At 55.4% G+C, this 20,255-nt stretch carries 16 protein-coding genes and 1 pseudogene; 10 read left to right on the top strand and 7 right to left on the bottom strand.

Going from position 1 to position 20,255, the window contains the following annotated elements; translation table 11 throughout:
• Nucleotides 1–113: 113 nt before the first annotated feature.
• The 9 genes from HALA3H3_RS10675 (at nucleotide 114) to HALA3H3_RS10715 (ending at nucleotide 11,268) form a co-directional block, all read left to right on the top strand.
• Nucleotides 114–2,789 carry a bifunctional diguanylate cyclase/phosphodiesterase gene (locus HALA3H3_RS10675; protein WP_022521549.1) on the top strand — a complete coding sequence of 892 codons (2,676 nt, stop codon included), beginning with the start codon at nucleotides 114–116 and terminating at the stop codon, nucleotides 2,787–2,789.
• Between the two features lie 102 nt (nucleotides 2,790–2,891).
• Nucleotides 2,892–3,617 (top strand): HAD family hydrolase, encoded by a 726-nt coding sequence (locus HALA3H3_RS10680; RefSeq protein ID WP_022521550.1) that lies wholly within the window; start codon nucleotides 2,892–2,894, stop codon nucleotides 3,615–3,617.
• Nucleotides 3,610–4,320 (top strand): UTRA domain-containing protein, encoded by a 711-nt coding sequence (locus tag HALA3H3_RS10685; protein ID WP_022521551.1) that lies wholly within the window; start codon nucleotides 3,610–3,612, stop codon nucleotides 4,318–4,320. Before HALA3H3_RS10680 ends, HALA3H3_RS10685 begins: the two co-directional genes overlap by 8 nt.
• 119 nt (nucleotides 4,321–4,439) lie before the next feature.
• Nucleotides 4,440–5,474: a putative 2-aminoethylphosphonate ABC transporter substrate-binding protein gene (locus tag HALA3H3_RS10690; RefSeq protein ID WP_022521552.1), complete on the top strand. Its 1,035-nt coding sequence runs from the start codon at nucleotides 4,440–4,442 to the stop codon at nucleotides 5,472–5,474.
• 46 nt (nucleotides 5,475–5,520) lie between these two features.
• Nucleotides 5,521–6,645 (top strand): putative 2-aminoethylphosphonate ABC transporter ATP-binding protein, encoded by a 1,125-nt coding sequence (locus HALA3H3_RS10695; protein ID WP_022521553.1) that lies wholly within the window; start codon nucleotides 5,521–5,523, stop codon nucleotides 6,643–6,645.
• On the top strand, nucleotides 6,642–8,336 hold the full coding sequence (locus HALA3H3_RS10700) for a putative 2-aminoethylphosphonate ABC transporter permease subunit (RefSeq protein ID WP_022521554.1): 1,695 nt from the start codon (nucleotides 6,642–6,644) through the stop codon (nucleotides 8,334–8,336). The genes HALA3H3_RS10695 and HALA3H3_RS10700 overlap by 4 nt, the downstream gene beginning before the upstream one ends.
• A gap of 63 nt (nucleotides 8,337–8,399) precedes the next feature.
• A complete protein-coding gene (locus HALA3H3_RS10705) occupies nucleotides 8,400–9,560 on the top strand; it encodes a 2-aminoethylphosphonate--pyruvate transaminase (protein ID WP_022521555.1) in 1,161 nt (386 codons plus the stop codon).
• Nucleotides 9,560–10,378: a phosphonoacetaldehyde hydrolase gene (gene phnX / locus HALA3H3_RS10710; RefSeq protein ID WP_022521556.1), complete on the top strand. Its 819-nt coding sequence runs from the start codon at nucleotides 9,560–9,562 to the stop codon at nucleotides 10,376–10,378. The genes HALA3H3_RS10705 and phnX overlap by 1 nt, the downstream gene beginning before the upstream one ends.
• Complete coding sequence (locus HALA3H3_RS10715) at nucleotides 10,375–11,268, top strand: EamA family transporter (protein ID WP_022521557.1); 894 nt, start codon at nucleotides 10,375–10,377, stop codon at nucleotides 11,266–11,268. The genes phnX and HALA3H3_RS10715 overlap by 4 nt, the downstream gene beginning before the upstream one ends.
• A 495-nt stretch (nucleotides 11,269–11,763) precedes the next feature.
• Here the strand turns inward: HALA3H3_RS10715 and HALA3H3_RS10725 are convergent, their stop codons facing one another.
• Nucleotides 11,764–12,129 (bottom strand): hypothetical protein, encoded by a 366-nt coding sequence (locus tag HALA3H3_RS10725; protein WP_022521560.1) that lies wholly within the window; start codon nucleotides 12,127–12,129, stop codon nucleotides 11,764–11,766.
• Between the two features lie 36 nt (nucleotides 12,130–12,165).
• Here HALA3H3_RS10725 and HALA3H3_RS26650 point away from each other — a divergent pair.
• Nucleotides 12,166–12,454: pseudogene (locus HALA3H3_RS26650) on the top strand (IS30 family transposase); the annotation flags it as partial.
• A 67-nt stretch (nucleotides 12,455–12,521) separates the two neighbouring features.
• Here the strand turns inward: HALA3H3_RS26650 and HALA3H3_RS10730 are convergent.
• The 6 genes from HALA3H3_RS10730 to HALA3H3_RS10745 form a co-directional block, all read right to left on the bottom strand.
• On the bottom strand, nucleotides 12,522–13,520 hold the full coding sequence (locus tag HALA3H3_RS10730) for a tetratricopeptide repeat protein (RefSeq protein WP_022521562.1): 999 nt from the start codon (nucleotides 13,518–13,520) through the stop codon (nucleotides 12,522–12,524).
• Between the two features lie 275 nt (nucleotides 13,521–13,795).
• Nucleotides 13,796–14,200: a hypothetical protein gene (locus HALA3H3_RS10735; RefSeq protein ID WP_053856954.1), complete on the bottom strand. Its 405-nt coding sequence runs from the start codon at nucleotides 14,198–14,200 to the stop codon at nucleotides 13,796–13,798.
• Nucleotides 14,193–14,990, bottom strand: coding sequence for an RHS repeat-associated core domain-containing protein (locus HALA3H3_RS27615; RefSeq protein ID WP_022521563.1), 798 nt, complete (start codon nucleotides 14,988–14,990; stop codon nucleotides 14,193–14,195). The genes HALA3H3_RS10735 and HALA3H3_RS27615 overlap by 8 nt, the downstream gene beginning before the upstream one ends.
• A gap of 70 nt (nucleotides 14,991–15,060) precedes the next feature.
• Entirely contained in the window at nucleotides 15,061–15,213 is a 153-nt protein-coding gene (locus HALA3H3_RS26920) for a hypothetical protein (RefSeq protein ID WP_158414241.1), read from the bottom strand.
• A gap of 198 nt (nucleotides 15,214–15,411) precedes the next feature.
• Entirely contained in the window at nucleotides 15,412–16,080 is a 669-nt protein-coding gene (locus HALA3H3_RS26655; protein WP_022521565.1) for an SEL1-like repeat protein, read from the bottom strand.
• Nucleotides 16,081–16,084: 4 nt separating this feature from the next.
• Nucleotides 16,085–20,255 (bottom strand): RHS repeat-associated core domain-containing protein (locus HALA3H3_RS10745; RefSeq protein ID WP_144410433.1); only part of this gene is annotated, 4,171 nt, incomplete at its 5' end.

Raw genomic sequence — 20,255 nt, forward strand, 5'->3', positions numbered from 1 at the left:
ACGTTGTTATAGTTGGAAAAGAGCGGTTTGTGCTTTGTAGGCCGCTATATATACTTTATGAGGTTAGTGGCAGGCGTCCAAGCCGCTTCAGAATTAAAAAAGTGAGTGCAACAATGCACACAAAGAACGACGCGGCCGATATATTCCGCCAATTGGCAGAAGGCGTAGGGCACAGTGGGAGCCCGCGTTTTTATGCAACGTTGGTTGAACGTTTAGCGACGATACTAGGCGTTGATCATGTGTTAGTCGCCGATGTAACTCAATTGCATCGGGCTGAGACGTTGGCCGTTTGGTCAAATGGCAACTTGCTGAGCAATGTTACTTACACGCTGACCGGTACCCCTTGCGAGACTGTGTTAGGACGCGAAACCTGCCTTTATGACCATGATGTTCAGTCACGCTTTCCTGACGATAAACTGCTTTGTGAACTGGGTGCCGAGAGTTATTTGGGGCGGGCGCTCTATGCGGCGGATGGTTCGCTAGTTGGTTTGTTAGCGGTACTCAAAAACGCCCCCATGCAGTTGGACGATCTAGCCAATGAGATATTGCAAATCGCCGCCGCCCAGGCGGGTGCAGAGCTGTGCCGACAAAAAGCAGAGCAGGCATTAAGAAAGAGCGAAGAGGTCGCGCGGGAAAGTGAACGCCGTTTGGATACGCTGCTCAACCATCTGCCGGGCATGGCCTATCGCTGCCTGAATGACCGCAATTGGACTATGCAACTGGTGAGCCAAGGGGCCGAAACGCTGACCGGGTACCGGCCTGACGAATTACAGGGTAATCGGCTGATCAGTTTTGCTGCCCTGATTCATCCTGATGACCAGGACAAGGTCTTCCATGAGGTACAGTCGGCCATTGCCAACAGATGCCCTTACCGTGTGATCTACCAGCTGCGCCATCGCGACGGTGGTTATCGGTGGATGTGGGAGCAAGGCCAGGCCGTCATGGATGAGGCGGGCGAAATCGTATGCTTGGAAGGGTTTATCTCGGATGTGACCGACCAGCAAGAATCGCAGCGGGTGCAAAACGCCGTGGTTCAAGTGGCTTCTACGGTCACGACCCAAGTCGGGGATGGTTATTTTCAGCAGTTGATTGTGACCTTGGTCAAGGTGCTGGAAGCCGATGCAGGCTTTATTGCGTTGCTGCATACTTCACCCCAGGGCGATGAAAATGTCTATGGGCAGGCGACGACTGTCAGCATGGTGGTTGATGGGGCTCAGCGAGAACAGCACACCTTTGCGCTGCGAGGCTCGCCCAGCGAGCAGGTAGTGTTGGAGCGTGAAGCAGTCATGCATGATGGTTCGCCGCTGTTATTACCAGGCACACTGCTACCCACAAGAGCATGGATTGGGCGGCGTTTGGATAATGCCAACGGCGAGGCCATTGGCGTGATGATGGTATTTTATCGACAGCCGCTGACCACCAATGCGTTCGCCACCTCTGTGCTGCAAATTCTTTCGACCGGTGCTGCAGCAGAGCTTGAGCGTCGGCGCGACCATCGGCACATGCACCAGTTAGCCTATACCGACAGTACCACCGGTTTACCTAACCGCGTCCGTTTTATGGAGTTGCTAGCGCAAATGTGGCAAGAAGCCCAGCAAGGCGAGCATGGGCTTTCACTGCTGTTATTGGATATCCGCCGTTTTAAAGAGGTCAACGATCTGCACGGTCACCAAGTGGGCGATCAACTGCTGGTGACAGTGGCTGATCGTTTAGCGAAGATCAGCCACTCATACGGCTCGTTGGCGCGTTTGTCAGGGGATGAATTTGCCCTGCTGGTGGCCGATACCACCCCTCGTGACATTGGCAGCCTTGTGGAGCAGCTACGCTTAGTGGTTAAGCCGCCGCTTCATCTGGAGCGGCGTGTCTTTCACCTCGATGTCAGCATCGGTTTTGCTCATTATCCGCAGCATGTGAGCGAGGCGGGCGAACTATTTAACGCTGCCAGCATTGCTCTCCACCACGCCAAGCGGCGCGAAAATAGTATCTGCCCCTATTCCCAAACGATGCGCCACGCGCTACATCGACGCCAACAGATGACCGAGCGACTCAGCGCGGCAATTACTGAACACAAGTTAGAACTCTACTTTCAGCCCCAGGTGAACCTTACCAGTGGTCAGTTGACCGGTGCAGAAGCCCTGTGCCGCTGGCACGATGCCGAGTGGGGCTGGGTGAGCCCCGGCGAGTTTATTCCCCTGGCTGAAGAGCGCGGTTTGATTCGTGCCTTGGGAGACTGGGTGCTGGAAGAGTCCGCAAGGCAGCTACTGGCATGGCGTGAACAGCCTGAGGGTGGGCTGCCAGGGAGGCTATCGATCAATATTTCCGCCCAACAGTTTGCCGATCCTGAGCTTACCCACCACATTGCGCAACTCACCGCCGGCGTTTCGTCGAGCGCTATCGCCCTGGAGCTCACTGAAAGTGATTTTATGCGCGACCCAGATCAGGCCGTTGAGATCACCCACGCCATGCGACAAGCGGGCTATGCTCTCTCTATCGATGATTTCGGCACCGGCTATTCTTCGCTTTCCTACCTACGGCGCTTCGCTGCCGACGCACTGAAAATTGATATTTCCTTTGTGCGTGAAATGCTCGAAAACAAAAATGACCGCACCATTGTTCAGGCCATCATCGCCATGGCAAAAGCGCTAGAGATGAAAACCGTGGCGGAAGGCGTTGAAACGCGCGACCAAGCGAATCTGCTTGCCGCAATGGGTTGCAATGAGGCACAAGGGTACTGGTTTGGCCGCCCGCTGCCTGCCGATGAGTTTGCGACGCAGTGGTTAACTACTTAGTCTTCTAGTTTGCTCAGCGTCGTCTTCTATTAGCGTCATCGTCCTGTCATCACCTTTGGCATACCCTACGCGCCGCCAACCCGCGATGAAAGGAGTGCTCCCATGCGCCTGGCCCTGTTTGATCTTGACGACACCCTCCTGGACGGAGACTGCAGCGACCGCTGGAATTTATGGATGATAGAGCAAGGCTGGATCAGCGATGCCGAAGCGTTTATGGCGCGGGCGGAGAAAATGCACCAGGCCTATCACGCGGGGAAGCTAAAGCTTGAAGAGTATTTGGCCATGACCCTAGCACCGCTGCGAGGGCGCAGAGTGAGAGATGTGCAAAAAGAGGTCGAGCGCTTTGTTGCCACGCACCTGCAACCGCGTATTTTTGAACAAGCTTGGGCCTGTCTGGAAGCGCACCGCCAGGCAGGCGATACCCTGGTACTGATTTCCGCCTCGTCACGGCATCTGGTCGAGCCGATAGCGACCACTCTGGGTATTGAACACGTGCTGGCGGTAGAGCTAAGCGTGGAGCACGGCATCAATGAAGACGCGCGCTATACCGGCGGCAGCGAGGGTATTTTTTCTTATCGTGGCGGTAAGGTGCTGCGCTTAAAACAGTGGTTGGCCGAGCAGCAGTTCACCCCTAGCCACACTACTTTCTACTCAGACTCCCGCAACGACCTCCCGCTGTTGCAGTACGTGGATTGCCCTGTAGCGGTCAATCCCGATCCAGTACTCGCTGAGGTGGCTAGCGTTGAAGGTTGGCGGCGATTAGACTGGCGGGCGCCCTCAAGCGCTTCGTCACCTAATGCTCTGCCAGGAAAATCGGCGCATGTCTGATGCCTACTATCTAAAGTTAACCGAACAGCTTCGTACCTTGATCGACCAAAATGCTGCCTTGTGGGAAGGAAAGCTCCCTGCAGAGCGGTCATTGGCCGAGCGCTTTGCCACCACTCGTGTGACCCTGCGCCAAGCGCTTTCACAGTTGGAAATGGAGGGCTTAATCCACCGCAGCAACCGGCGCGGCTGGTTTATTTCCCCCGCCCGTTTAGTTTACGACCCCACCCGTGACGCGGGCTTTAACGACTATGTACGTGCACAGGGGCGGCAGCCACGTACGGCAGTATTGAAGCTGGAAACCCGTGCCCATCTGCCTGCCGCGCGGGCACTGAATCTGCCGGATGACCAGCCGTTTCAGCATATTCGCCGCCGCCGCTACGTGGATGACCGCGCGGTGCTGGTGGAGTCGCTGTGGGTGGTGCCCGAGCGTGCCCCAGAGTTGCTAGATATCTATAGTGGGCAATCGCTTTGGGGGCTGTTGCGCGAGCGCTGGGGGCACTACCTGGCCAATCGCTCTATTCGCATGGTCTCAGAAGCGCTTTCGCCAATGGATGCCGAAGAGCTATTCGTTGCGCCCGGCACTGCCGGGTTAAATATTAACCGTGCCATTTTAGACGACCAGCAGCGCCCTATTGAGTTTGATGAAGAGCACTGGCTGCACGATTCGCTGTGTATCAGTGTGGAGCTATCCGGTCAGCGCTAGCGGAAACGACCTAGTCGTGGTCATCATCAGTTAAAAAAACGGTCAAACAAGCGTCATCGCAGTGTCATTTAAAGCCTGCAGACTTCTGGTCTATACCAATTAGCCAGGAGCCCACCATCATGATGCCACGCCGTTTATTCCCCTCCACCTTGCTTGCAGGTGCCGCAGCCGTTGCACTTGCTTCAAGCGCCCAGGCCACTGAATTAACCGTGTATACCGCCGTTGAGTCAGATGACCTGCAAAAATACGCCGAACGCTTCAGCGCGGCGCACCCGGATATCGAGATTAACTGGGTGCGCGACTCCACCGGCGTGATTACCGCCCGCCTGCTGGCCGAGAAAGACAATCCCCAGGCTGACGTGATCTGGGGCCTGGCCGCTACCAGCCTGCTGGTGTTGGAAGAGGAGGGCATGCTGGAGCGCTACGCTCCCGCTGGCGTTGAGAATCTCGACCCCAAATTTGTCGATGTGGCCTATCGTGATGGTGAAGACCCAGCTTGGGTGGGTATGGACGCCTGGGTCGCTGCTATTTGCTACAACACCATTGAGGGCGAGCGCCAGGGCGTGCCGATGCCGACCTCTTGGGAAGATCTCACCCAGCCAGAGTTTGAAGGCCATGTGATTATGCCTAACCCCAACTCGTCGGGTACCGGCTACCTGGATGTGGCCAGCTGGCTGCAGCTATGGGAAGAGGATCAGGGCTGGGATTATATGGATCGCCTGCATAACAACATTGCCCGTTACACCCATTCTGGCTCTGCTCCCTGCAGCCTGGCGGCCACCGGTGAAACCGTGGTGGGCGTGTCATTTGCTTTCCGCGGTGCGCGCTTGAAGTCCCAGGGTGCGCCTATTGAAGTTATCTTCCCTGAAGAAGGGCTGGGCTGGGATATGGAGGCCGCCGCTATTATGACTGGTACCGACAAGCAGGAAGCCGCGCAAACGCTTATGGATTGGGCAATCTCCCGCGATGCCAACGAACTCTATAACGAAGGCTATGCAGTGGTTGCCTACCCAGGTGTGGCACAGCCGATTGAAAACTACCCCTCCGATATTACTGACCGCATGATCGACGCCGACTTCCAGTGGGCTGCCGTCAATCGCGAACGCGTGCTGGCCGAGTGGCAGCGTCGCTACGATGGTAAAACCGAGCAATAAGCCGCGATCAGTTGCCCCGGCCAGTGTGCCGGGGCATGGAGATGTTATGCACACGACAATGACATCGCTGCTGGCGGCCGACGCGCCGATAGTGATGACCCCCACGACGCCCCATTTACGCATTGAAGCGGTGACCAAGCGTTTTGGTACCTTTACTGCACTGGACAACATTTCCCTGACCATTAACGAGGGGGAGTTTGTCTGCTTTTTAGGTCCCTCCGGCTGTGGCAAAACCACCCTGCTGCGCACTATTGCGGGGCTTGCCCGGCAAACCGCGGGCACGCTTATTCAGCGCGACAAAGATATTTCCACGCTGCCTACCCAGGCGCGTGACTTCGGCATTGTGTTCCAGTCCTATGCGCTGTTTCCCAACCTAACGGTGTTTAACAACGTGGCCTATGGGTTGCGCAACCGGCGGGTAGAGCGGTCACGCATCCAAGCACGGGTGAGTGAGCTGCTTGCGTTGGTGAACTTGACGGGTAGCGACAACAAGTACCCGGCGGCACTTTCCGGCGGACAACAGCAGCGCGTGGCGCTGGCGCGGGCACTGGCCACCGAGCCTGGCCTGCTACTGCTGGACGAGCCGCTTTCGGCGTTGGACGCCCGGGTGCGGGGCCATCTGCGCAGCCAGATTAAAGCCCTGCAGGCGCGCCTCGGGGTGACCACCATCATGGTGACCCATGACCAGGAAGAGGCGCTCACCATGGCCGACCGCATCGTGGTGATGAACCACGGCGTGATCGAGCAAGTGGGCACCCCGGCCGAGATCTACCACCAGCCTGCCAGCGCCTTTGTGGCCTCGTTCATTGGCAGCATGAACTTCCTGGAAGTGACCGCTCAGGGCGATAACCAAGCGCTGCTGGGTACCACGCCCTGCGCCTGCCTATCGCATACCCTGAAAGTGGGCCAAGCCGCCCAACTGGCTATTCGGCCCGAGGCGGTGGCACTTAGCCGTCAAGCGGGAGCGCTGAATGGTGAGGTGATCGGCATCGAGTTTTTAGGTCCCTTTCAGCGGGTCACTTTACGCCTAACGGACGTTGACCAAACGCTCATTGCCGATGTGCCTAGCCGCGATAGTACCGACCTAAGCCTTTACCAGGGGCAGGTTCTAGGCATTCACCTGCCCGCCGAAGCCGCTCGTCTTTACCCCGCCGGGAGCAGCCAGCAATGATGGCCGAGAGCTTTGTAAAATCGGCGACCAGGCCGTCGCTAGAGTCGTTGATCCGTTTATTGGCGTTACTCGCTGGCGTTGCATTGCTGGTGGTGGGGCTACTATTCCCACTCGTGACCATGCTGATCAAGAGCCTGCAAGACCGTGCAGGCGACTTTATCGGCCTGGCCAACTTCGCGTACTATTTTCAAACCCCTGCGCTGGTCAATTCGATCGCCAACTCGTTGCGGGTGGCGCTGATGACCACCGGTGTGGTGGTCGGGTTAGCGTTTTTATGCGCCTACGGGATCACTCGAACCTGCATGCCGGGCAAGCGGCTATTTCGCATGTTGGCGATTTTGCCCATTCTGGCGCCATCGCTGCTGCCCGCGATTAGCTTGGTCTATCTGTTTGGCAATCAGGGGTTTCTGCGCGATTTACTGGTCGGCCACTCGGTTTATGGGCCTATCGGCATTGTGATGGGCATGAGCTTCTGGATATTTCCCCACGCGCTAATGCTGCTGACCACCGCGCTGACCAACAGCGATGCGCGGCTCTACGAAGCGGCCGAAGCGCTGGGAACCCCCAAGTGGCGTACGTTTTTGACTATTACGTTGCCCGGCGTGCGCTACGGGCTGATTTCCTGCCTGTTTGTGGTGTTTACCCTGGCGATTACTGACTTCGGCGTGCCTAAAATTATCGGTGGTCAGTTCAGCGTATTGGCCACCGACGTCTACCGCCAAGTGGTAGGGCAGCAGAACTTTCAGATGGGCGCGGTAGTCAGCGTGATTCTGCTGCTGCCCGCGGTGCTCTCGTTTATCGTTGACCGCTGGATACAGCGGCGCCAAGTGGCGCAACTCTCGGCACGGGCCGTGCCGTGGCAGCCTAGCCCCAGCCCGCTGCGGGATTGGATATTTACACTGCTGTGCTACGCGGTGGCGGGGGCCATTGTGCTGGTGATCGGCACAGCGGTGTATGCGTCGCTGGTGCAGTTCTGGCCCTACAACTTATCGATAACCTTTGAGCATTATACCTTCCAAGGCATGGCCGATGGTGGTTGGGGGGCGTGGTTTAACTCGCTCAAGTTAGCGTTTAGCGTGGCCTTGGTGGGCACGTTAGTGATCTTCTTTAACGCCTGGCTAATCGAAAAGAGTGAAGGCTTTCGCCCGCTGCGCCAAGGGCTGCACTTTATGGCCATGCTGCCCATGGCGGTGCCTGGCATGGTGCTGGGGCTTGCCTATATCTTCTTTTTCAATCAGGCGGGCAACCCGTTTAACTGGCTGTACGGCACTTTGATGATTCTGGTGCTCAACACGTTGGTGCACTTTTATACGGTGTGTCACCTCACCTCGGTAACCGCGCTTAAACAGCTCGACCCTGAGTTTGAAGCCGTCGGGGCCTCACTGAAAGTACCGTTTTGGACAACCTTCTGCCGGGTAACGCTGCCGGTGTCGCTGCCCGCGGTACTGGATATATCGGTTTACCTGTTCGTCAATGCGATGACCACGGTATCGGCAGTTGTGTTCCTCTATAACAGTGACACGCGGCTGGCCTCGGTGGCGGTGCTGCACCTGGATGAAGCCGGTTACTTTGCCAGCGCTGCGGCCATGGCCGTGCTGATTTTCCTCACGTCTCTGGTGGTGAAGCTGCTCCACACCGCACTCACCCATGTTTTATTAAATAACGCCCAGCGCTGGCGCCATGCGTGCTAGCTGACACCTAGACAGCCGCTGTGCTTACTATTAAAGTGTTTTAAAAATCTGGTATATACCAAAATGACCGATAACGTGAGCAAGGACATAAAAGACCCCTATTTACTAACCCCCGGGCCGCTGACTACTTCCCATGCGACCAAAGCCGCCATGCTGCGTGATTGGGGCTCCTGGGATGACGACTTTAACCAAGTGACTGCCGGCATTCGCACCCAGCTGCTTGCCATGGCCGAGGCAGCAAGCGACGAGTACGCCTGCGTGCCTATGCAGGGCAGCGGCACCTTTGCTGTTGAGAGTGCGCTGGCTTGCGCCACTGATCCCAACGGTAAAGTACTGGTGCTGATGAATGGTGCTTACGGCAAGCGAGCCGGCCAACTGCTGGATACCATAGGGCGCGTCTATATCACCTTGGATAAAGGCGACTATCTGCCACCCCAGCCCAATGAGGTGGCGGCGCTGCTGGAGCAATATCCTGATATTACAGCGGTATTTTTAGTGCACTGTGAAACCAGCTCGGGCATTTTGAACCCGTTAGAGGCGATTGCAGAGGTGGTGAACGCTCATGGTAAAACGCTCATCGTCGATGCGATGAGTTCCTTTGGCGGCGTACCCATCAGCCTCGCGAAAACACCCATCGATGTGCTGGTTTCCTCTGCCAACAAGTGCATCGAGGGCGTGCCTGGATTTGGTTTTGTGATTATTCGCAAAGCGCTGCTTGAAGCAGGAGAGGGGTGCGCCCACTCACTGAGCCTGGATCTGCACGACCAGTGGTCGTATATGGAATGCACTGGTCAGTGGCGCTTTACGCCGCCCACTCACACCGTGGTGGCCTTTCAGGCCGCACTTGCCCAGCACCGGGAAGAAGGCGGTGTGCCAGGGCGCTGCGCGCGCTATACCCGCAATCGTGATGCGCTGGTAAAAGGCATGCGAGCGCTAGGCTTCAGCACGCTGTTAGAAGACGAATGGCTATCGCCGATCATCACTACCTTCTTAAGCCCAACCGATCCAGCGTTTGAGTTTAACGCTTTCTACGCGGCGCTAAAGGCGCGCGGGTTTTTGATCTATCCCGGCAAGTTGACTGAAGTGGAGAGTTTTCGTATCGGCTGCATTGGTCAGCTAGGCACCACGGTGATCGCGGAACTGCTAAGCGCCATTCAAAACACACTTGCCGAGATGGGCGTTAGCCTTTTTCCAGGCCTATCTTCACAATCAGGGAGCGCCTAATGCAGTATCAATCTCCCCAATGCTTGCAAGCGGTTATCTGTGACTGGGCAGGCACGCTGGTCGACTTTGGCTCCTTTGCGCCTACCCAGATCTTCGTCGAAGCGTTTGCTGAGCTGGGCGTGGCGATTAGCCTGGAAGAAGCTCGCGGCCCCATGGGTATGGGTAAGTGGGATCATATTCGGACACTCTGCAACCATCCGGACATCGCCGAACGCTTTGTTCAGGCGGTAGGCCACGCGCCTTCTGATGACGATGTAACGGCGCTTTATGAGCGCTTTATGCCGCTGCAGATTGCCAAAATTGCCGACCACTCGGCGGTGATTCCCGGCGCGCTCGACACCTTAACTACGCTGCGCGCCCAGGGGCTGAAAATCGGTTCCTGCTCTGGCTACCCGGCGGTGGTGATGGTAAAAGTCGTCGCTTTGGCTGCGGATAACGGCCTGCAAGTTGATCACGTAGTGGCGACGGATGAGGTGCCCAATGGCCGTCCGTATCCTGCTCAGGCGCTGGCCAATGTGATCGCGTTAGGCATCAGCGATGTGGCAGCGTGTATTAAAGTGGACGACACCACGCCGGGCATTCTTGAAGGGCGCAGCGCGGGGATGTGGACGGTGGCGCTTACCTGCTCGGGCAATGCGCTGGGGCTAACCTATGCGCAATATCAAGCGTTGAGTGATGCCGAGCGCCACGCCGCCCACGAGCGGGTGGCCGCGCAATTTGCCCCCTCAGCACCACACTACTGCATTGAGACCATTGCCGAGCTACCTAGCGTGGTCGATGCCATTAATACACGTCTTCAACAGGGAGAGCATCCTTGAGTCCAGCCGCGCTTGCTCTGGTGCTGGTCTCGGTATGCATGCACGCCGGATGGAACGTGTTGGGCAAACGCAATGCGCCGTCGCTCTCTTCTTTTACCCTGGCTTACGGCGCGGGCGGGGCGGTGATGCTGCCGCTGGTGTTGCTTGGGCCGTCGCTCACAGCATTACCAAGTGCATTCTGGGGCTGGTTGGCGCTTTCTGGGCTGTGTCAAATGCTCTACATGGGCGGGTTAGCCTGGGCCTACGCTAGAGGGGACGTTAGCGTACTCTACCCCATCGCCCGTGCATTGCCGGTAGTGTTAGTGCCGCTGGTATCCATTGTGCTGTTGGGTAGTCGGGTGCTGGATCGCTGGGACGGCCTTGGCATGGTGCTAGTAGTGGCAGGCGCGCTCTGCCTGCCGCTTAGCCATCCGCAGGCGCGCAGGATATCCACCTATCTCACCCCGGCCATGGGGTTTGCGCTACTAGCGGCAGCAGGCACCGTTGGCTATTCGCTGATCGACAAGCAGGCCCTGGCGCTAATGCAGGGGGCAGGGCACAGCGGGTTAACCGCAGGGGCGGTGTTTATGGTGCTACAAGCGCTGATGACGCTAAGCTGGTCAGTACCGCTACTGGCGTTGCTACCGGCAGAGCGCCGCCGCCTGCCTGCACTCCGCCAGCAGGGGCTGACCATGCTGGTCGTTACCGGGCTGATGATGACTTGCACCTATGGCCTGGTATTAATCGCCATGGCGCTTACCAAAGAGGTGAGTTATGTGGTGGCGCTGCGCCAGCTCTCCATTCCAGTGGGGGTGCTAATGGGTGTGCTGTGGCTGAAGGAGCCCGCATCCAGGGCAAAAGCCATCGGTACGCTGGTGATGTTGGCGGGGCTGGTGCTGGTGGCGCTTTAGGCCATTACGCTGGCGGCGCTATTGGCACTGCCAGCGTGAGGTGATCTAGCCGGCCATCGTCGTTGTTTTCGGCTGCCAGCGGATTGTCAGGTCTTCGATGCTATTGGGCATCCCCAGCCGATTCCGCTTGGGGGCTGACAGTTGGTTGATAAGCATTGGAATATAAGATGGTTAGAATAATCGCAGTGAATACATATATAAACGTGTTCACTAGTGGGGTTATCAAAGCAAAAGATATCAGGCTAAAGAATTGACCGCCAATCAAGCTGGAAAAAAGTCCAATGCAATATTCAAAAATAAATAGCAGAGCGATTAATAAGGCAAGTGAAAAGAATAGCGACCACTGGCAATTTTTAGTCATGCTCAAAGATTCTCTCAACGATATGCTTCTGTCAATCGCTACACCTACAAAAATAAGCGACAGCCTTAATGTGAAAAATAAAGTGATTAAGAAAAAAGTTAAGGGGATAACGCCCATTAAGACGTTATACATAATTAGGTTAAAGAAGCTCCGATAAACATGCTTGGTATTATCCATAAGGCCAGGAATCCAATGCTATACAGGAGATATTTTATTTCTCGCTTTTTGAATTTCAATTTAAAAGCTTCTGGCTGTTCGTCGAGTAAGATTATCCGCATTGTATTTATTGAGATAATCGTCAGAATGGCCATGTCAGCAATAAAGAAAAGTATATATAAAAGTGAGCTGGCACTGCCGTATGAAAGCCCTGTATAAGCTGATCCGTAGCGCACCAATTGAAGCAAGATATACAAAATTAAAGGCAAGATGACGCCTTTTAATATAGCGCTACGATATTGGTTCATAAGGTACAGTGAACCGAGGGTGAATTTTGCAAACATACGACTTTCCTGGCGTTTAAGGTGTTGTTAAAGTATACCGAGATCACTCAGAATACTGGTACAGGGATTTACTTAGCTGATCCGCATAGCCCATGGCAACGGGGTTCCAATGAGAACACTAACGGGCTGTTGAGGCAGTACCTGTTAAAAGGCTCAGATCTATCGGTCTACAGCCAGCAAGAGCTTGACGAAATAGCTAACTCACTGAATGTAAGACCACAAAAGACGCTTGAGTAGCGAACGCCGCTGGCAGCCTACTCCGAAGTGCTCTAGAAATCCGTCGCCGGGCCGAGCGCCCTTTAACAGCGATGCGCTTGGAACTTGAGGCCGCCTTTATAGAGTAAGCAATACGTTAATGAATATTCATGAACATGACATCTAAAAGCTTACTTCTATTGTAGCTCCTGAAGCGCTGTATTTGCCTCTTCGACTCCCTGTTCAGCGAGTTTTTGTAAATCCCCTTTTGCGTCGTTATCGCCATTCTGTGCCGCTCGCAAGTACCAGTGAACTGCTTTCGAAAAGTCTTGGGAAACCCCTCTGCCTTCTGCAAAAGCTTCGGCCAAAAAATACTGAGCATCGGGCTCGCCCTGCTCAGCCGAAAGTCGATACCACTGAGTTGATTTTTCCATACTACGCTCGACGCCGCGGCCCTGATAATACATATTTCCAAGGTTAAACTGGGCTCCAGGGTCTCCTTGTTCAGCAGCCAACAAATACCAAGAAGCGGCCTCAGTATCACTTTGAGTTACTCCAGTACCCACGGAATAAGCAGACCCTAAATTGAACTGTGCGGTAGCACTACCTTGTTCGGCCGCTTGTCGGGTCCACATCACACCTTTATTATAATCTTGTTGCACACCCACGCCACGGTAGTATAAATCACCTAAGATCTCTTGAGACTTTAGTAAGCCTTGCTCCGCAGCCAATTCAAACCATCTTGCTGCTTCCGAATAATCTCGTCTTACTCCCTTTCCGTAGTAATACATTAGCGCTATGTTCTGCTGCGCTCCAGCCATTCCTTGCTCTGCTGCTTGGCGGTACCATCTCATTGCTTCTTGAAAGTCTCTTGACACTCCGCGCCCATTTTGGTGTAGCCACCCTAAGCTATTTTGAGCTATGGCGTCGTTTTGATCTGCAGCTAACTTTAGCCAATCAGCGGCTTCCTCGAAATTTTGCTCAACACCTCTACCTCTAAGATACATGTCGCCTAAGAGTGCTTGTGCATCTGGATTGCCCTCTTCAGCCAATGGTCTAAAGTTCTCAAGTGCAACAGTGTAGTCTTCGTTTCGTAAAGCCTCTCTGCCTTCCTCTAGAGAGCTGGCTATTACACTGAATGTTGTCAGTAACAAAGATAAAGGTACTGCAGCTATGATTTTTTTAAATAAATTCATTCGCTTGACCAATTCAGGGGTTAGGTTCTTTAATTTTTTAAGCTAAAATGATGATATCTATATTTTATAGAGTTTTACCTTCTTTTGCATCGTCTTATGAAATATCTTTTAGCGCCGATAGTAGATTGTTAGCAATATTTATCTTGGGAGCATCAAATGCTCCCATTGGTGCAGTGCATATGATTTCAGAGCGATCTTAACGTTAGGCTTAGTACAGGGAAATATCTGCGGCCAGGCCCAGTGCTTGTGAGCTATGCGTTATTTACTTGGCTTTATTATTGTTTGTAGCTAGGGATTAGCTTTTTTGAAGCTAGAGCAACTGCTCCTCCAAGACCTCCTAGCAACGCGCCGCTCACCAACATGGAAAGTACCCAAATATAGTCGCCACTTGCTATATTAGTGATGAAGTATATGTCAAGTGCGACACTGGCTGTGGCGGCTATAAGGGAGTGAAAAACTACTCTTTTTTTTGTTAAAAACCCCATCGCCATTCCACATAGAAACATTAAGAAATATGCAAAATAAATCATCACTACAAGCAGCAGAATCCTGTTTGAAATAGCTCCATGAGATAGTAAATTGGCGATGGCTTGATAAGCGTCTTTCGCTAAGCGATATGAGCTAATGCAAAGTAAATAATTAAATATTAAAAGCTTTGTTTCTAGCCTTATGCTATTCATTTAAATTCCTCAAGTTTTCGCACATTTGCGCGCCTAAGTCAGGCGTAGCCTCATTCTGCATAAAGCATTCAAATTTACTCAGCCCTCCACAGCCTCTTGCATGTGAGTTAGCTTTCTCAAGGTAAAAAATAGTATCTACTACTTTAGCGTCAGGTTTAGGGCCGCCTCCTCTGCAAATTTCATTCACACACATAGGCCTTGTCTGAAAATATTTAGCAGATGTGGTTGTGCTATTACCATGTTGATCACTACAGACAGCACGCACATCTTTATAATCTGTCCACAGCCTTTCTAGTCGGCCTTCTGGCTCCAATACTTCCCATTCCACAAACTCCCATTCGGATGGCGGCTGAGCTACTGCTGGGCTTTGAGTATTAGAAGGGTTAGACGCATGTATCCCGACACCAAACGGTTCTAAATGATGCATATTTGCACCAAACAATCCCAACGGATCCACCATCCCCGTCGGATTGGTCACATAACCATACAAATTCGTGCCGCCGTTAAGACCAATTGGATCCTGGCTAATATAACGCCCTTGCTGCGGGTCATAATAGCGATGGCGGTTGTAATAGAGGCCACTTTCCTCGTCGTGCCATTGGCCCTGGAAGCGGATCGGTTGGGTAACGTTGCGTACGGCGCGTTGGTTTTTGACCGCTGCCCAGTCGTCAGGTTCGGCCAGCCAGCGGGGTTGGCCGCTGGTGGTGACCAACTGCATGGGCGTGCCCAGGGCATCGGTGATATAGGCGCTGAGGACTTGGCCTTGTTCAGTATCATCGATACGCAGCATGGGCACAAAACTGACTAGCTCTTAGACCACGGTGGTGCGCTGGTTGTCTGTTTCTTCGCGCACGATACGGTCAGCCGTGCTGACTGCCGATTAAGCGGCCGGCGGCGTTGTAGCTGTAGGCGATGACTTTTGAGGCTTGATCGCCTTGTAGCGCCCGGAAGCTCATCCACCCCAGGGCGACGTATTGTTTCTTCTGTTCGCTAGCGACGCTTAGGCCGTGCAAATGGTCGCTGCCGCAGGTGTGCCAACTGATAGCGGGGATAAAAACGACGTACTATTGAAGTAAGACGATTACACTTTCTGCAACGCTACCGCCGAGGAAGACAGCTATTTGCCTTCCTTGGCGAGTGTTGAATAAGGCAACATCCATGTTGCGTTTACCATTTGAATTCAGGGGCGAAGCACACTTTAATGAGTACGGTTATTTTTTTGCAAAATACCCTAATGCATGTCCACAGCCCTCAGCCAGCTTAACTGTTGTCGGTCTATATTTTTCTAAATCACGATAGCACCACCATCTTTCTGGCCCACCCAGGTTGCTTCGCGAAACTAGGTAGCTTGCAAGAATTGAGAAAAATTTTAAAATATGGACTACCTTTGGCTTTGTACGACAAAAAACATGCATACTTAAGCTAGTGGCATGACCGCTTTTAGCCGCTTTCGCAAAGAAAGTTCTTGCCATTTCGAGGTCATTTAAGTTATCTCTTTTAATTAGGTATCGGTTAAATGACATCATGCCTTTTTGATAATTAGCTTTGCGAACACATATTTTTTCTGCTTTATTAAAAAAATATAAAGCCCGATCTTCGTCTGGGCATCCATAGTAACCTCTTAAAAACCCCAAGCCAGCTGCACATAGCGCCCCTGCACTCTTTTGAACAGCATCTTGCTCTAAAAGCTCGATGGCAAAAGTAATATTTTTCTCACACCCCTTTCCCAATGCGGTATACCAACTTTGTAAGACAATGAGCTCAGGCTCCCCGACAAAAGACCTTGATTTTATTTTGTCGTAGGCTTCGATATCATTTAAGCAGCTATCCCATGTATTGGTTTTTAAATAAAAGACTGAATCATGGTAAAGGTCTTTCATGTGTTCACCGTCTGCAGATAAGTATGTCGGGTACTCTGACGCGGGGTCGAGTATCACGTTCCATTTGTGCTGTACGATTACGAAGGTCTTGGTCCGCCAAGTCTTTAGCGTCAGGTCTATCGATCTGTGGGTCACTCATATTTAAGACGGATTCTAAAATTACGTTTTGCGAAACTTCTTTCACACATTGGCCAATCGGAGAGTTATAAGCGGCATAACCTGCAGAAAGAACAGCCGGGGAAGTTGCGGCAGCGGCTACCATAGGCCCACCCAAGGCTCCTGAGGCCGCGGGCAGTGTGATGTCATTACGTGTTGCCCCCTGATACCCCAGTGCTTCTGCATATTGCGGATCTTTCGCAAAGACTGACATGCTGGATGGGAAGATGGCACCAATACCGGGCCGATAGCGGCTGCCAGTTAATAATTCCCCCGACGGGGGTGGCGACATATTAGCACCATGCGCTTCCCGTGCTGCCACACCAAGCGGTTCTAGATTATGGGTATTTGTCCCAAACAACCCCAACGGATCCACCATGCTTATTGGGTTAGTGACGTAGCCATACAAATTCGTGCCACCATGGAGCCCAATCGGATCCTGGCTAATATACCTGCCTTGCTGCGGGTCATAATAACGGTGGCGGTTGTAGTAGAGGCCGCTTTCTTCATCGTGCCATTGCCCCTGGAACCGGATTGGTTGGGTGACGTTGCGCACGGCACGCTGGTTTTTGACCGCGGCCCAGTCGTCGGGTTCGGCCAGCCAGCGGGGTTGGCCGTTGGGGGTGACCAGTTGCATCGGCGTACCCAAGGCGTCGGTGACGTAGGCGCTGAGGATTTGGCCCTGTTGGGTATCATCGATTCTGAGCATGGGCACAAAACTGCCCGGCTCATACACCACCGTGGTGCGCTGATTCTCGGTCTCTTCCTGCACAATGCGGTCGCCGTCCCAGCCGTAGTGGGTGGTGGCGGTGGTGCCGTTGGTGTGGCGCACGGTTTTGCTGATGCGTCTTCCCAGGCCGTCGTAGCGGTAAGTGGCTTCGCGGGTCGCCCCCAGCTCGCTGGCGTGGATCAGGTGGACTAAGCGATTCGCACCGTCGTAACCCAGGGTTAAGCGTTCCCCGTTGGGCTGTTGGCGTTCGATCAGGTTGCCTGCGCCGTCGTAGCGGTAGCGGGTGCTGTTGAGCTGAGTGAGGCGGTTATCCGGTAGCGCCTGCTGCTGCTCTAACCGATTGCCCGCCGCATCCACCGAGTAGCGGTGGGCGTGGTCGCCGTGTTGGCTGCCGATCAAGCGTCCGGCAGCGTCGTAGCTGTAGGCGATGACTTTTTCTGCTGGATCGCCTTGCAGGCTGCGGAAGCTCATCCGGCCCAGGGCGTCGTATTGGTAGTCCTGCTGGCTAGTGGTGTCCGGGCTGCGCAGCGTGAGGTGGTCTAGCTGGCCCAGGTTCGTGTACCCGCGCTCCAGCACCAGCGGTTGATTGTGCGCATTGGCACCGGTGCTGAGACGGCGCTGGGTCTCCCGGTGCAGGGCATCGGGTTCCAGGGCAATTTCAAGATCCAGGCCGGGGGCGCTTAGGCCGTGCATGTGGCCGCTGCCGTAGGTGTGCCAGTTGAGCGAGGGCAGGTCGCCGAACTGGCTGGCCTGGGGCGCACCGTTGGCGGTGAGCGTGTGCTGGTGTTGCCACTGCCAGCCACTCTCGCCTGCTAGGCTTGCATGTTGCTGCTGTTCGCCGATTAAGCGCTGGGCGTGGTCGTAACTAAAGTTGACCTCGCCGTGGTCGTTAGTGACGCTGAGTAGCTGGCCATTCGTACCCCACTGGTACTGCTCCGTGCTGGCCGGGGCGTGTTCCGTGGCGGGCAGGTGTCGGGCGGTGAGGCGACCGGCTTCGTCGTAGTCGTAACGGGTGACCAGCGGCTGGCCGTCGGGGCCTGTGCGGTTGGCCTCAATGCGCTCGATCAAGCGCCCTGCGTCATCGTAGCGGTACTGCTGTTCCCGGCCATCGGGGCCGGTCTCGCTGGCCAAGCGATCCATCTCATCGTAAGCAAAGCGGTAGACGGCGCCGTTGCCCAGGGTTAGCTCGCTTAAGCGGCCCACGTCATCATAGGCTGTGAACTGCTGACTGCCGTCGGCCTCGATGCGCTGCACCGGGCGGCCGTGGTCGTCAAAGAAGAACTGCTGCCGAAACCCTTGAGGGCCTTCCAGCTCCACCAGGCGCCCAAGCGCATCCACATGGTGGTGCCAGTGGAGCCCATCGGGTAGCTGGGTGGCGATACGCCGGCCCATCTCGTCGTGCTGGGTGCGGGTGGTCTCGTTCAGCGCATTGGTGACGCTGGCCAGGTAGCCGTGGCGGTCGTAGGCGTACTCGGTACGCTGCTGTGAGCAGTCGATTTGGGCGGTGACCTGGCCCAGGGCGTTCCACTCGCGTTGGTGGGTTGCCCCCACCGCATCGGTAATAGTCGTGGGGCGATCAGGCAAAGCATCGTGTTCGTAGGCGAAGGCGGTGGTGCCTTCCGGCCCGGTGACTTCCAGCGGATGGCCGAGGTCGTTACGTGTGATCTGCCAGCGCTGATTGTCAGGGCCTTCGATGCTGATCGGCTGCCCCAGGGCGTCGCGCTCAATGGCCCAGCGCGTGCCGTCTGGACCGGTCTGCGCAATCACTTGCCCATGCTCATCCCGCTCAATCAGCGTCTCGTGGCCCAGCGGATCCACGGTGGCTACTTTGAGACCGGCACGGTCGTAGCGGAACTCGATGCGCGAGCCGTCGGCGCGGGTATGGGCCGTCCAGCGGCGGCCGGGGCCGCTGCCCACAAAGTGGTAGCGCTCCTCCCGGCCCAGGCTGTCGGTGACCAGGGTGTGATCCACTTGGTAGCTGTACGTCCGCGCTAAACCTCCTGCTTCCTGCTGGCCCACCACGCGACCATCCGGGGCGTGGCGATCCCAGGTGTAGTGGGCTTCCATGCCCCCGGGGACCCGGTGGGCGGTGAGCATATGATCTTGCCACTCGAACTCGCGTACCACTTCACCGTGGCGATGGCGCACTGCAATCAAATCCCCGACGGGACTATACGAGTAGCGCACCAGCCAATCGTCCTGGGCGCTGCCGTCGTGTGCTTGCACCAGCTTGACGCCGGTTAGGCGCTGCCCGGCATCGTCGGGCTGGGCAGGAAGCAGGCTGTCGTAAACGAATTGGTAGCGACGCTGGGCGCTGTCGATCACCGTGACCAGCAGACCGGCTTCCCAGTGGTACTGGGTGGCATAGCCGTTGCGGTCGCGCTCTTCGATTAAGGGCCAGCGAGCAGCGTTATCTTTTGAACTATCACCTGAAGGCGTATCCGTGGTGGACGCCGCGTCTGCTGGATGGGCAGAGGTTGGGCTGGCAAACACATAGTAAAGCCCGCTGGCGTCGCTTAACACGATACGCTCAGGATCACTGCGTAACGTCTCGTCCAGGGCTTGCCAGCGGGGCGCGTTGCTCTCTTCAGCGGTTGAGGCACCCCCACGACGAATCCACAGCTGCTCGGTAGGGGAGAAGCGCGCCTGGCCGGGGGCCAGTGGCCCAAAGGTAATCTGACGGCCCTGGGCATCATGGACGATACAGGCGTCGTCGCTGAGGGTGATGACGAGGCTTTCGCCGGGCACCGACCAACCCTGACCGAGTACCCCAATCCGCCCGTTGCTGGAGAGATAACCCCGGCTAAACACAAACGGCCGTGGCGCGGGGAGTGCAAAATCGGTCTCCGCGGGCAGCAGCTTGGCGCCCAGCAGCGGGTTCACCGGGCTACCCACCGCCGGTTGGCAGGCACTGCAGTCGTCGGCCAGGCCATCGGTGATGTCGATATCGTCTAACGCCAACGGCGTGGCGGCGGTGATGTCGCTGCTGAGCAGTGGGGTCTGGTGCGGCTCAAGGGTAACGTCCTCGCTCTCCTCAGGCTCGGCTTCTCCCGGTAAGCGGGGCAGCACAATGGCGTGGCCCTGGCCGCGCCCGGGGCTACCGCCGGAGTTGATCTTGACCTGGGGGGCGACAATGGTCACGCCGCCGGGGTCGAGCTTGATAAAGCTGCCCCCGGCTTTAAGGGTGATCTCGCTACCCGCTTCCAACACGATCTGGCTGCCCGCTTTGTGGTGCAGCTCGCGACCGGTCTCGACCAGTTGGGCTTCACCGTAGACCTCATGGCGGGTT

The organism is Halomonas sp. A3H3 (genome assembly GCF_000982975.1).
GTDB classification, from domain to species: Bacteria; Pseudomonadota; Gammaproteobacteria; order Pseudomonadales; family Halomonadaceae; genus Vreelandella; species Vreelandella titanicae.